Below are 14,310 nucleotides of genomic sequence, written 5' to 3' on the forward strand. Positions count from 1 at the left end.
CGCGGGTTGGGTGTCGAGGAGTTCGGCGGCCATGCCGGGCCATTGGGAGCCCTGGCCGGGGAAGACGAAGACGGTACGTCCAGGAGTCTCCCGGCCTCGCAGCTGGTCGCGGTCGCCGATCAGCACGGCGCGGTGCTCGAACGCGGTCCGTCCCGCCAACGCCCGTGCCACCGCCAGTGGTTCGGCGTCCGTGGCGGTCACGTGCTCGCGCAGCCGCTCGACCTGGGCGTCCAGCGCCTGCGGGGTGCGCGCGGAGAGCGGCCAGATCGCCGGCCCGTCACCCGGTACCGGCGGCTCCACGGCGACGGTCGGCGCCTCCTCCAGGATCACGTGCGCGTTGGTCCCGCTCATGCCGAAGGACGAGACCCCGGCCCGGGCCGGCCGGTCCAGTTCCGGCCACGGCACGGCCTCGGTGACCAGCGAGAGCGCACCCTGCTCCCAGTCCACCTTGCCGGACGGACGGTCGATGTGCAGGGTGGCCGGGACCAGTCGGTGCTGCAGGGCGAGCACCGCCTTCATCACCCCGGTCACTCCCGCGGCGGCCTGGGTGTGCCCGATGTTGGACTTCAACGAGCCGACCAGCAGCGGGAGTTCCGCCGGTCGCTGCTGACCGTAGGTGGCCAGCAGCGCCTGTGCCTCGATCGGGTCGCCGAGCGTGGTTCCCGTCCCGTGCGCCTCCACCATGTCGACCTCGTCGGGCGTCAGGCCCGCGTCGGCCAGCGCCGCCCGGATCACCCGCTGCTGCGAGGGGCCGTTCGGCGCCGACAGGCCGTTGCTGGCGCCGTCCTGGTTGACCGCCGAGCCGCGCAGCACCGCGAGCACCGGATGCCCGTTGCGCCGGGCGTCGCTCAGCCGCTCGACCAGCAGCACGCCGGCCCCCTCCGACATGCCCATCCCGTCGGCCGCGTCCGCGAACGCCTTGCAGCGGCCGTCCGCGGCGAGCCCGCGCTGCCGGGAGAACCCGACGATCGCGCCCGGCGTGGACATCACGGCGACGCCTCCGGCCAGCGCCAGCGAGCAGTCGCCCGCGCGCAGCGCCCGGGCCGCCAGGTGCAGCGCCACCAGTGAGGCGGAGCAGGCGGTGTCGACGGTGATCGCCGGGCCCTCCAGACCGAGCGTGTACGCGACCCGGCCGGAGACCACGCTGGCCGCGCTGCCGGTGAGCAGGTGGCCCTCGTTCTCCGCGGACTGGGCCACCGCGGCCGCGTAGTCCTGGTAGTTGACGCCGGTGAACACCCCGGTGCTGCTGCCGCGCAGCGCCACCGGGTCGATCCCGGCCCGCTCGATCGCCTCCCAGGAGGTCTCCAACAACAGCCGCTGCTGTGGGTCCATGGCCAGCGCCTCGCGCGGCGAGATGCCGAAGAACTCGGCGTCGAAGTCGCCCGCGTCGTGCAGGAATCCGCCGTAGCGGGTGGTGGAGGTGCCGGGCCGGTCCGGGTCGGGGTCGAAGAGCGTCTCCAGCGGCCAGCCGCGGTTGACCGGGAACTCGGAGATCACGTCGCCCCGGTCGACCAGCAGTTGCCACAGCTGCTCGGGGGTGGCGATCCCGCCCGGCAGCCGGCAGCCCATCGCGACGATGGCGATGGGCTCGTCCGGCTCGGCCGCCCGCACGGCCGGGCCGGCCGGCCCGACGTTGCCCTCACCGAGCACGGCGGACCTGATCAGCTCGGCCAGTACGCCGGCAGACGGGTAGTCGAAGACCAGGGTGGCCGGCAGTCGCAGGCCGCTGGCCGCGTTGAGACGGTTGCGCAGTTCGACGGCGGTGAGCGAGTCGAAGCCCAGCTCCTGGAAGGCTCGGCCGGGTGGCACGGCCTCCGCCGAGCCGTGGCCGAGCACCTCGGCCGCGTGTTCGCGGACCAGGTTCAGCACCACCCGGGTCTGCTCGGCCGCCGGCAGCCCGTTCAGCCGCTCGCGCAGCACGGCGGCGGCCGGGGTCGCGGCCGGCGCGGCGGCCGACTCGCCGAGCGCGCGGACCTCGGGCACCCCGGTCAGCAGCCGGCTCGGGCGGACCGAGCTGAAGACCGCCGCGAACTGCGGCCAGTCCACCTCGGCCAGCGCGATGACGGTCTCGTCGTCCTCCAGCGCGTGCTGCAGCGCGGTCACGGCCGGCTCGGGGTCGATCAGCGGCAGGCCCTGGCGCTGCACCCGGTAGAAGTCGGCGTCGTCGACGGTCTCCCGCACGGTCCACGGGTTCGCCGCCTTCCAGACGCCCCAGTCGACGGTGGTGGCCCTCAGGCCGCGTGAGCGGCGGTGTTCGGCCAGCGCGTCCAGGTAGGCGTTGCCGGCCGAGTAGGCCGCGTGGTTGCTGCTGCCCCAGACACCGGCGATCGACGAGAAGAGCACGAACGCGTCCAGCTCGCGGTCCAGCAGCTCGTCCAGGTGACGGGCGCCGGCGGCCTTCGCGGCGACCACCCGCTCGAAGGAGTCGACCGGCGTGCCGTCCAGCGGCGCCAGCTCGATGTAGGCGGCGGCGTGGAAGACGGCGGTGACCGGCTCGCCCCGCTCCTCCAGGCCGGCCAGCAGCCGGGCGACCTCCGCGCGGTCGGCCAGGTCACACCTCGGCAGGCTCAGCCGGGTGCCCGACTCGGCCAGCTCGGCGGTCAGTTCGGCCGCCCCCGGGACGTCGGCGCCGCGCCGGCCGGGCAGCACCAGGTGCTCGGCGCCGCCGCGGGCCAGCCAGCGGGCGATGTGCGGGCCGAGCGCACCGGTGCCGCCGGTGACCAGGACGGTGCCGCGCGGGCGCCAGGTCCGGCGCGGGACGGCCGGGCGCGGGGCCCGGACCAGCCGGCGGGCGTAAAGGCCGGACGGGCGGACCGCGAGCTGGTCCTCGCCGGTCGCGCCGGCCAGCACGGCGCGGACGGCGCGCAGCGCGCGCGAGTCCAGCACCGGCGGCAGGTCGAGCAGGCCTCCCCAGCGGGCCGCGTGCTCCAGCCCGGCCACCATGCCGGTGCCCCAGACCAGCGCCTGGCCGGGTGCGGTCAGCGCGTCGCCGGTGCCGACCGAGACCGCGCCCTCGGTGGCGCACCAGAGCGGCGCGGCCACCCCGAGGTCGCCGAGCGCCTGGACCAGGGCCAGGGTGAGCGCGGCGCCGGTCGGCAGCGCGGGGTGGGCCGGGTGCGGCTCGCCGGCCAGCGCGAGCAGCGAGAGGATCCCGGCGAGTTCGCCGGTCGCGCTGTCGGCCAGCCGCTCGGCCAGCGCCGCCCGGTCCACCGCACGGTCGGTCAGCTCGACCGTGCGGACCTCCTCGGTGTGCGCGGCCAGCGTCTCGACCAGCGCGGTCACCCGGGCGTCCGCCCGGTGACCGCCGGGCACGACCACCAGCCAGCGGCCGCCGGGCGCGCTCGCCGCCGGCGGTGGCACCTGCTGCCACTGGACGCGGTAGCGCCAGGACTCCAGCGCCGAACTCTCCTGCCGCTGCCGCCGCCAGGCGCTGAGCGCGGGCAGCACCTGGCCCAGCGACTCGGCGTCCACCGCCAGGCCGCGTGCCGCCTCGGCCAGGTCGGCGCCCTCCACCAGGCGCCAGAACGCGCTGTCGTCCGACTCCGCGCCAACCGCCGGGGCGCCCGGCGTCAGCCAGTAGCGCTGCCGTTGGAAGGGGTAGGTGGGCAGTTCGACCCGCTGCCCGCCGCTGGTCGCGTACACCGCGGCCCAGTCGACCGGCACGCCGCGCACCCACAGCTCGGCCGCCGCCGCGAGCACGCGCGGCAGGCCGCCCTCGTCGCGCCGCAGGGTGCCGGTCGCCAACACGTCGGGCGCGCCGGCCGCCGCCGCGCCGTCCAGCACCGGCAGGGTGAGCACGGGGTGCGGCGACACCTCCAGGAAGGCCTGGTAGCGCTGCTCGGCCAGCGCGCGCACGGCCGGCTCGAAGAGCACGGTCCGCCGCAGGTTGCGGTACCAGTAGTCGCCGTCCATCCGGGTGGTGTCCAGCCAGTCGCCGGTCACCGTGGAGAAGAGCGGCACCCGGCCGGCGATCGGCCGCAGCCCGGCGAGCAGCTCGGCCAGCTCGGCGCGGATCCGCTCGACCTGCGCCGAGTGCGAGGCGTAGTCCACCGGGACGACCCGGGCCCGGGTGCCGTCCTGCGCGCAGCGCCCGACCAGCTCGTCGAGGGCGGCGCTCGCGCCGGAGACCACCACGGCGGACGGGCCGTTGACGGCCGCGACGGACAGGCTCTCGCCCCACGGCTCGATCAACTGCCTGACGCGTTCCAGCGGTTGGCCGACCGAGACCATCCCGCCGGCGCCCTCCAGGCGGCGCAGGGCGCGGCTGCGCAGCGCGGTGACCCGGGCGCCGTCCTCGAGGGTGAGCGCGCCGGCCACCACGGCGGCGGCGATCTCGCCCTGCGAGTGCCCGAGCACCGCGTCGGGCAGCACGCCCCAGGACTCCCAGAGCGCGGCCAGCGAGACCATCACCGCCCACAGTGCCGGCTGCACGACGTCCACCTGCTCCAACGGCTCGCCGCCGCGCAGGAGTCGGGTCAGCTGCCAGTCGACGTGCGGTGCCAGGGCCTGTTCGCACTCGGTCATCCGCCGCGCGAACGCGGGTTGGGTGTCGAGGAGTTCGGCGGCCATGCCGGGCCACTGCGAGCCCTGCCCGGGGAAGACGAAGACCCGCCGGCCACCCGTGTCGGCCACCCCGCGCACCAGGTTCGGCGCCGCCCCGCCCGCGGCCAGCTCCGCCAGCCCGGCCGCCCGGTCGCCGCCGAGCAGCACGGCGCGCTGCTCGAACGCGCCGCGCCCGGTGGCCAGCGAGAAGCCGACGTCCACCGGGTCCGACTCGACGGCACGCAGCCGCCCGGCCGACGCGGCCAGCGCCTCGCCGGTCTTCGCCGAGAGCGGCCAGGGCAGCTCGGCCGGCGCCTGCTCGGTCGCGGGCCGGGGTTCGACCTCCGGGGCCTGCTCCAGCACGACGTGCACGTTGGTGCCGCTGAACCCGAACGAGGAGACGCCGATCCGCCGCGGTCGGTCGACCGTCGGCCACGGCCGGGCCTCGGTCAGCAGCTCGACCGCGCCCGCGGACCAGTCCACGTGCGGGGTCGGTTCGTCCGCGTGCAGGGTCTTCGGCAGCACCCCGTGCCGCAGCGCCAGCACCGACTTGATCACCCCCGCCACGCCGGAAGCCGCCTGGGTGTGGCCGATGTTGGACTTCAACGAGCCGAGCCACAAAGGCTGTTCACGGTCCTGTCCGTAGCTGGCGAGCAGCGCGCCGGCCTCGATCGGGTCGCCGAGCGTGGTGCCGGTGCCGTGCGCCTCGACCGCGTCCACCTCGGCGGCGGACAGGCCCGCGTTGGCCAGCGCCTGCCGGATCACCCGCTGCTGGGCCCGCCCGTTGGGGGCCGACAGACCGTTGCTGGCGCCGTCCTGGTTGACCGCCGAGCCGCGCAGCACCGCCAGCACCGGGTGCCCGTGGCGCCGCGCGTCGGAGAGCCGCTCCAGCAGCACCACACCCACGCCCTCGGCCAGGCCCATGCCGTCCGCACCCGCGCCGAACGCCTTGCACCGCCCGTCGGCGGCCAGCCCGCGCTGCCGGGAGAAGCCGATGAACACGCCCGGGGTGGCCATCACCGCCACGCCGCCGGCCAGCGCCAGCGAGCAGTCGCCGGAGCGCAGCCCCTGCGCGGCCAGGTGCAGCGCCACCAGCGAGGAGGAGCAGGCCGTGTCGACGGTGACCGCCGGGCCCTCCAACCCCAGGGTGTAGGCGACTCGGCCGGAGACCACGCTGGCCGCCGCGCCCGCCACCAGGTGGCCCTCGGCCGACTCCGGCGCGCCGGCGGCCGCGATCGAGCTGTAGTCCTGGTAGTTGACGCCGACGAAGACCCCGGTCCGGCTCTCCCGCAGCCCGGCCGGGTCCAGCCCGGCCCGCTCCAGCGCCTCCCAGGAGCTCTCCAGCAGCAACCGCTGCTGTGGGTCCATGGCGACCGCCTCGCGCGGCGAGATCCCGAAGAAGGCGGGGTCGAAGTCGCCCGCGTCGTGCAGGAACCCGCCCTCCCGGACGTACGAGTGGCCGGCCCGGTCCGGATCCGGGTCGTACAGGTCGGCCGGCCAGCCGCGGTCAGTGGGCAGCGCGCCCACCACCTCGCCGCCGTCCAGCAGGAGTTGCCACAGCTTCTCCGGCTCGTCGATGCCACCGGGGAACCGGCAGCTCATCGACACCACCGCGATCGGCTCCGCCGGGTCGCCCGGCACGACGGCCGATGGCACCGCCGACTCCGGTTCCCCGCCCAGCAGTTGTCCGCGCAGCGCGTCGGCCAGCGCCTCGGCCGAGGAGTGGTCGAAGACCACGGTGGTGCGCAGCCGCAGCCCGGTCGCCGCGTTGAGCCGGTTGCGCAGCTCGACCGCGGTCAGCGAGTCGAAGCCCAACTCCCGGAAGGCCCGGGCTGGTTCGACCGCCTCCGGGGAGTCGTGTCCGAGCACCTCGGCGGCCTGCCGGCGGACCAGGTCCACCAGGATCCGCCGCACCTCGGCGTCGGACCGGCCGCGCAGCTCGTGGCGGAGCGCGGTGCCCACCTCGCCGTCCGCCGGCCGGTCCGCCTCGGCTGCCTCGGCCAGCGCCCGGACCTCGGGGATCTCGCCGATCAGCGGGCTGGGCCGGACCGAGGTGAAGACCGGCACGAAGCGTGCCCAGTCCACGTCGGCGACCAGCACGGTCGTCTCGTCGTCGTCCAACACCCGCTGCAGGCCGGCCACCGCGAGCCGGGGATCCATGAACGGGATGCCACGCTCCAGCAGTTGGCGCTCCAACTCGCTGGTGGCCAGCCCGCCGCCGGCCGCGCTCCAGATGCCCCAGACGATCGAGGTGGCGGCCAGGCCCCGGCCGCGCCGGTGCTCGGCCAGCGCGTCCAGGTAGGCGTTGCCGGCCGCGTACGCGCCGTGGTCCGCGCTGCCCCACGCCCCGGAGACCGAGGAGAAGAGCACGAAGGCGTCCAACTCGGTGTCGTGGAAGACCTGATCCAGGTTGGCCGCGCCGAGCGCCTTGGCCTCCAGCGTGGCCGCCAGCTCGCGCGGCCCGGTCTCCCGGACCGTTCCCAACTGCACGGCGGCAGCGGTGTGCAGCACCGCGCGGACCGGGTCACCGGCCTCGGCCAGCCCGGCCACCAGCGCACGCAGCGCGGCCAGGTCGGCCAGGTCACAGCCGGCCAGCGTGACCCGGCAGCCGAGCGTGCCCAGTTCGGCGGCCAACTCGCCGGCGCCGGGCGCCTCTCCGCCGCGCCGGCTGACCAGCACCAGGTGTTCCGCGCCGGTCCGGGCCAGGTGCCGGGCGACGTGGCTGCCCAGCCCGCCGGTGCCACCGGTGATCAGCACGGTGCCGCGCGGCCGCCAGTCGCGCCGGGCCGGTGCCTTCGGGGCGCGGACCAGGCGGCGGGCGAACACCCCGTCGGGGCGCAGCGCGAGCTGGTCCTCCGCGCCGTCGCCGGCCAGCAGCGCCGCCAGCCGCTCCAGCGCGCGCTCGTCGGCCTCGGCCGGCAGGTCGACCAACCCGCCCCAGAGCGGCGGCTGTTCGAGCGCCACCACGCGGCCCAGGCCCCAGGTCTGCGCCTGCGCGGGGTGGCTCAGCCGGTCCGCGTCGGTGGCCATGACCGCGCCGCTGGTGAGGCACCAGAGCGGCGCCCGCGCCGGCACCTCGTCCAGTGCCCGCACCAGCGCGGTGGTCAGCGCCAAACCCGCTGGGAGCGCCGGCAGTTCGGGGACCGTCCGGTCGTCCAGGGCGAGCAGGCTGAGTACGCCGGCCAGCGGCGCCCGCCCGTCCAGCTCCTCGCGCAGCCGCGCGGCCAGCGCCGCCGGGTCGGCCGTGGGACCGTCCACCAGCACCGGCACCACCTCGGCGCCGTGCCCGGCGAGCAGCGCGGCCAGCCGGTCGGCCAAGGGCTCCGCCGTGCCGGCGGAGCCGACCAGCAGCCAGCTGCCGGTCAGGGCACCCGCTGCCGGCTCGGCCAGCCGGCGCCAGGCGAGGCGGTAGCGCCAGCCGTCCAGCACGCTCTGGTCCCGGCGGTGTCGGCGCCAGCCGGCCAGCGGTGCCAGCACCTCGCGCCAGGCCTCCGGCGCCACCCCGAGGGTGGCCGCGACCGCGTCGGCGTCCTCGCGCTCCACGGCCGCCCAGAACGCCGCGTCCGCCGGATCCGCCGCGGCGCTCCCGGCCGCCGGCTCAAGCCAGAACGGCCGGTTCTGGAACGCGTAGGTGGGCAGCTCCACCAGGCTCGGCCGGTGCCCGGCGAAGGCCGCCGACCAGTCCACCGCGACGCCGTTCACCTGGGCCTCGGCGAGCGCGGCCAGTATGCGACGCAGCCCGCCCTCGTCCCGGCGCAGCGTGCCGAGCACCACGCTGCCGGTGCGGCCGAGGTCGTCCGCCACGTCCTGCACCGGCACGGTCAGCACCGGGTGCGGACTGATCTCGAGGAGGACCGCGTCGCCCGGCGCCAGCAGCGAGCGCACCGCCGCGTCGAACTCCACCGTCTCGCGCACGTTGCGGAACCAGTAGCCGGCGTCCAACTCGGCGGTGTCCAACCGTCCGCCGGTGACCGTGGAGTGGAACGGCACCTCGCCGGCGCGCGGCCGGATGTCGGCCAGCGCCGCCAGCAGTTCCTCGCGCAGCCCGTCCATGTGGACCGAGTGGCCGGCCACGTCGGCGGCCACCCGCCGGGTCCGGATCCCGGCCTCCGCGCACTCGGCCAGCAGCTCGGTGAGGGCGGCCGGGTCGCCGGAGACCACCACGGAGGCCGGGCTGTTCACCGCGGCGACCGACAGCCGACCCTCCCAGCGGCGCAGCCGCGCGCGAGCCGCGTCGGCCGACAGGTTGACCGAGGCCATCGCGCCGGTCCCGGACAGCGTCAGCTGGGCCCGGCTGCGCAGCGCGACGATCTTCGCCGCGTCCCGCAGCGACAGCCCGCCCGCCACGTGGGCGGCCGCCACCTCGCCCTGCGAGTGCCCCACCACCGCGTCCGGCTCGACCCCGTAGCAGCGCCAGAGGGCGGCCAGCGACACCATCACCGCGAACAGCACCGGCTGCACCACGTCGATCCGTTCCAGCGGCGGCGCGCCCGGTTCGTCCCGCAGCACCCCGGTCGGCGACCAGCCCAGGAACGGCTCCAGTGCCTCCGCGCAGTCGGCCACCGACCGGGCGAAGACCGGGGACTCCAGCAGCAGTTCGCGGGCCATGCCCAGCCACTGCCCGCCCTGCCCGGGGAAGACGAAGACGGTCCGTTCCCGCTCGCCGGTGGCGCGCCCGGTGACCGTGCCGGGCGCGGCGCCGCCCTCGGCGAGCGCGGCCAGTCCGCGCAGCAGCTCGCCGCCGTCCGTGCCCACCACCGCCGCCCGGTACTCGAAGGCCGAGCGCGCGGTGGCCAGCGAGAAGCCGACGTCGGCCGGGCGCAGCCCGGCCCGGGCCGACAGGTGCGCGGTCAGCCGGGCCGCCTGGGCCCGCAGCGCCTCGGGGCTCTGCCCGGAGACCAGCCACGGCACCGGCGCCGCGTCGAGCGCGACGGTGGGCGCGGGCTCCGGCTCGGGAGCCTCCTCCAGTACCACGTGCGCGTTGGTGCCGCTCATCCCGAACGAGGAGACCCCGGCCCGGCGCGGCCGGCCCCCGCCCGGCCAGGCCCGGGCCTCGGTCAGCAGCTCGACCGCGCCCGCCGACCAGTCGACGTGCGGGGTCGGCGCGTCCACGTGCAGGGTGCGCGGCAGCACGCCGTGCCGCAGCGCCAGCACCATCTTGATCACGCCCGCCACCCCGGCGGCCGCCTGGGTGTGCCCGATGTTGGACTTCAACGATCCGAGCCACAAGGGGTGTTCACGGTTCTGGCCGTAGGTGGCGAGCAGTGAGTCCGCCTCGATCGGGTCGCCGAGCCGGGTGCCGGTGCCGTGCGCCTCCACCGCGTCCACCTCGGCGGGGTTCAGCCCGGCGTCGGCCAACGCGGCCTGGATGACCCGCTGTTGGGACGGGCCGTTGGGCGCGGTCAGCCCGTTGCTGGCGCCGTCCTGGTTGATCGCCGAGCCGCGCAGCACCGCCAGGACGGGGTGCCCGTTGCGCCGTGCGTCGCTCAGCCGCTCGACCAGCAGCACGCCGACGCCCTCGCCCCAGCCGGTGCCGTCGGCCGCCGCCGCGAACGGCTTGCAGCGCCCGTCCGCCGCCATCCCGCCCTGCCGGGCGATCTCCAGGAACGCGCCGGGCAGTGCCATCACGTTGGCGCCACCGACCAGGGCCAGCGAGCACTCGCCGGCCCGCAGCGCCCGGGCGGCCAGGTGCAGCGCCACCAGCGAGGCCGAGCAGGCGGTGTCCACGCTCAGCGAGGGACCCTCCAGGCCCATCACGTAGGAGACCCGGCCGGACAGCACGCTGATCGCGTTGCCGGTCATCAGGAAGCCCTTGACCGCCTCCGAGGCGCCTCGCCCGAGCGTCCCGTACCCCTGGTCCACGGCCGTCACGTAGACACCGGTGGCGCTGCCGCGGAGCGCGAGCGGGTCGATGCCGGCCCGCTCCACCGCCTCCCAGCAGGCGAGCAGCAGCAGCCGCTGTTGCGGGTCCATGGCCAGCGCCTCGCGCGGGGAGATCCCGAAGAACGCCGGGTCGAAGCCGCCCGCGTCGTCCAGGAACGCGCCGCGCGCCGGTGCGCCGCCGGCGGCCAGCGCCGACAGCTCCCAGCCCCGGTCGCCCGGCAGGCCGGTCATCGCGTCCCGGTCGGCGGCCAGCAGCTCCCAGAGGTCCTCCGGCGTGTTGACCCCGCCGCCGAACCGGCAGCTCATCGAGACGATCGCGATCGGCTCGTGGCCCTTCGCCTCGGCCTCGCGCAGCTTCTGCCGGGTCTGTTGGAGGTCGATGGTCACGCGGTTGAGGTAGTCCCGCAGCTTCTGCTCGCTCACCGGTTGTCCTGCACCTTCTTCTGGTCGGGAGGGGAGTCCAGCGCGTGCGCCCGCCTCGGCGGGCGCGGGGGTCTCACGAGCCCTCCAGCTGCCGGTCGATGTACGCGAAGATCTCGTCGTCGGTCGCGGCGGTGATCTCGGTGGCCGTGACGGCCTGGTCGGCCGCCGGTGACCGGTCGGTGCCGCGCGCGAGCACCTCGCGCAGCCGGCGCGACAGCTCGTCGCGGACCGGCTCGTCCGGGCCGAGCGTGGCGAGCAGCGCCTCCAGCCGGTCCAGCCCGGCCAGCACGGCCGCCGGGTCGGCTGCCTCGCTCCTCGTGGAGCGGACGGCCGCCTTCGCCGCCAGGTGTCGGGCCAGCGCCTCCGGCGTCGGGTAGTCGAAGACCATCGCGGCCGGCAGCCGCACCCCGCTGGCGGCCGCCAGACGGTTGCGCAGCTCGACGCCGGTCAGCGAGTCGAAACCGAGCTCCTTGAACGGCCGGGTGGCCCGGATCCGCTCCGGTGAGGCGTGTCCGAGCACGGCGGCGGCGTGGCCGCGCACCAGGTCGAGCAGCAGCCGGTGCGACTCGGCGGGGCCCAGCGCCGCGAGCTGCTCCAGCAGGCCGGCCGGGGCCGGGCCGGTGGTGACGGCCGCGGGCCGTGACCGGGGTCCACGGGCCAGCCCGCGCCAGAGTGCGGGACCGTCCGGCCGCAGCGCCGTCCGGTCCAGCGGGGCCGCCAGCAGGTACGGGGCCGGGCCGGCCAGTGCCAGGTCCAGCAGGGCCAGGCCGTCGGCGGTGGGGAGCACGCCGAGCCCGCCGCCGGCCATCCGGCGCAGCTCCGCCTCGCCGACCCGTGCGGTGAGCGAGCTGCGCTCCTCCCACAGGCCCCAGCCGATCGACAGCCCGGGCCGGCCCTCGGCCCGCCGCTGCCGCGCCAGCGCGTCCAGCGCGGCGTTGGCCGCCGCGTAGTTGGCCTGCCCGGGCGTGCCGAGCAGCCCCGCGCCGGAGGAGAAGAGCACGAACGCCGCCAGGTCCGCGTCGACGGTCAGCTCGTGCAGCGCGATCGCCGCCTCGGCCTTGGGCCGCAGCACCCGGACCAGCTGCTGGTCCGTCAGCGACTCGGCCAGCGCGTCGTCCAGCAGGCCGGCCGCGTGCACCACGACGGTGAGCGGACGGTCCTTCGGCACCCGCCCCAGCAGCTCGGCCAGCGCCGCACGGTCGCCCACGTCGCAGGCCGCCACGGTGGTGCGCGCCCCCAGCTCGGCCAACTCGGCCACCAGAGCGGCGGACTCCTCGGCGGCCGGCCCTCGCCGGCTGGCCAGCAGCAGGTGGCGGGCGCCGTGTCGGGTCACCAGGTGCCGGGCCACCAGACGGCCCAGCGTGCCGGTGCCGCCGGTGATCAGTACCGTGCCGTCCGGGTCCGGCGCGGTCGGCAGCAGCAGCACGTTCTTGCCGACGTGCCGGGCCTGCGCCAGGTGGCGGAAGGCCTCGGCCGCCTCCCGGACCTCCCAGCAGGTCAGCGGCGGTGGGGTGAGCACCCCGCGGTCGAAGAGCGCCAGCACCTCGGTGAGCATCTCGCCGATCCGCTCGGGCCCGGCCTCCAGCAGGTCGAAGGCCCGGTAGGCGACCCCCGGGTGGTCGGCCGCGACCCGGGCCGCCGACCGGATGTCGGTCTTGCCCAGCTCGACGAACCGGCCGCCGTCCGACAGCAGGCGCAGCGAGGCGTCCACGAACTCCCGGGCCAGGCAGTTGAGCACCAGGTCCACCCCGCGCCCGAGGGTGGCCACCAGGAACCGGTCGGCGAACTCCAGGGTGCGGGAGGAGGCCAACCTGCCCTCCCCGAGGCCGGCCTGGCGCAGCACGTCCCACTTGTGCTCGCTCGCCGTGCCGAAGACCTCGGCCCCGGCGTGCCGGGCCAGCTGGACGGCGGCCGTGCCGACCCCGCCGGTCGCGGCGTGGATCAGCACCGACTCGCCGTGACGCAGACCGCCCAGGTCGAACAGGCCGTAGTAGGCGGTCAGGTAGGCGATCGGCACCGAGGCGGCCTGGGCGAACGACCAGCCGTCCGGGATCCGTGCCACGGTCCGCCGGTCGGCCACCGCCACCGGACCGAACGCGGAGCCGAAGATCCCCAGCACCCGGTCGCCCGGAGCCAGGTCGGTCACCTCGGCGCCGACCTCCAGCACCACCCCCGCGCCCTCGCTGCCCAGGCCCTGCTGGTCCGGGGTCAGCCCGAGGGTCACCGCCACGTCGCGGAAGTTCAGGCCCGCCGCGCGGACCGCGAGCCGCACCTCGCCCGCGCCCAGCGGCTCGGGGTCGTACGAGCGCAGCGCCAAGCCGTCCAGGCTGCCGGTTCCGGTGGTCTCCAGCCGCCAGGCCGGCGCGTCGGCCGGTGGCACCAACAGGTCGGGACGGGCCGCCGGGATCAGTCGGGGGACGAGGAACTCGGTTCCGCGCAGCGCCAGTTGGGGCTCGCCGTCGAGCGGCAGCTGGGCGGGTGGGGCGGTCGGGCGGTCGGTGTCCAGCAGTACGAAGCGGTCGGGGTGCTCGCTCTGCACGGTGCGCAGCAGCCCCCAGACCGCCGCCTGGGCCAGGTCGGTCGGCGGGTCGCCGGCCCGGGTGTGCGCCGCGCCGCGGGTCCGCAACACCAGCCGGGAGTCGGCGAACCGCTCCGCCGCCAGCCAGTCGCGGACCAGAGCGAGGGTGCGCGTGGCGGTCTCGTGCAGCCGGACGGCCGGATCCGTCGCCCCGCCGGTCGGGCAGTCGGCGAGCAGGACGGGCGGCACCGGGTCGTGCTCGCCGAGGGCGTCCAGGGCGGTCCAGGTCGTGCCCGGACGGGACGGGGCGGGCTGCCAGTCCAGCCGGAACAGCCGGTCGGTTCCGGCGGCCGGCGTGAGCATGTCCGCGGGCACCGGGCGCAGCACCAGCGAGTCGACGGTGAGCACCGGGCGGCCCGCCAGGTCGTACGCCGCGAGCCTCACCGCCTCCGGCCCGTCGGCGTTGACCCTGACCCGCAGGGAGGTGGCGCCCGTGGCGTGGGCGGTGACCCCGGTCCAGCTGAACGGCAGCCGGGCCTGGCCGTCCCGCCCGGCCAGCAGCGCCACGGCCTGCAACGCGGCGTCCAGCAGCGCCGGGTGCGCGGTGCAGCCGGCGGCGTCGGCGTGCTGGCGCGGGTCGAGGGTGAGTTCGGCGAACACCTCGTCACCGCGCCGCCAGGCCGCGTGCAGCCCCTGGAACGCGGGCCCGTAGCCGTAGCCGGCCTCGGCGAACCGCTGGTACAGGCCGTCCAGTTCCACCGGCTCGGCCTCCGGGGGCGGCCAGCCGATCAGGTCCGGTTCGGTCGGCCGCGGGTCGGCGGTGAGGGTGCCGGTGGCGTGGAGGGTCCAGTGGGTGGCGTGTTCGGGGCGGGAGGAGATGGTGAGGGTGCGGCGGTGGGTGGGGTCGGGGGTGGTGATGCGGATTTGGAGGTGGTGGGGGGTGG

General features: G+C 76.6%; 2 protein-coding genes. Both read right to left on the reverse strand.

Annotation, left to right across the window (positions count from 1 at the left end):
- Positions 1 to 10,848 (reverse strand): type I polyketide synthase (locus ACZ38L_RS35915; protein WP_465701620.1); only part of this gene is annotated, 10,848 nt, incomplete at its 3' end.
- Positions 10,849 to 10,921: 73 nt separating this feature from the next.
- Positions 10,922 to 14,310: SDR family NAD(P)-dependent oxidoreductase (locus ACZ38L_RS35920; protein WP_465701622.1), on the reverse strand; the 3,389-nt coding region annotated here is incomplete at its 5' end.

The sequence above is a fragment of the Kitasatospora sp. NPDC024654 genome (assembly GCF_055559155.1).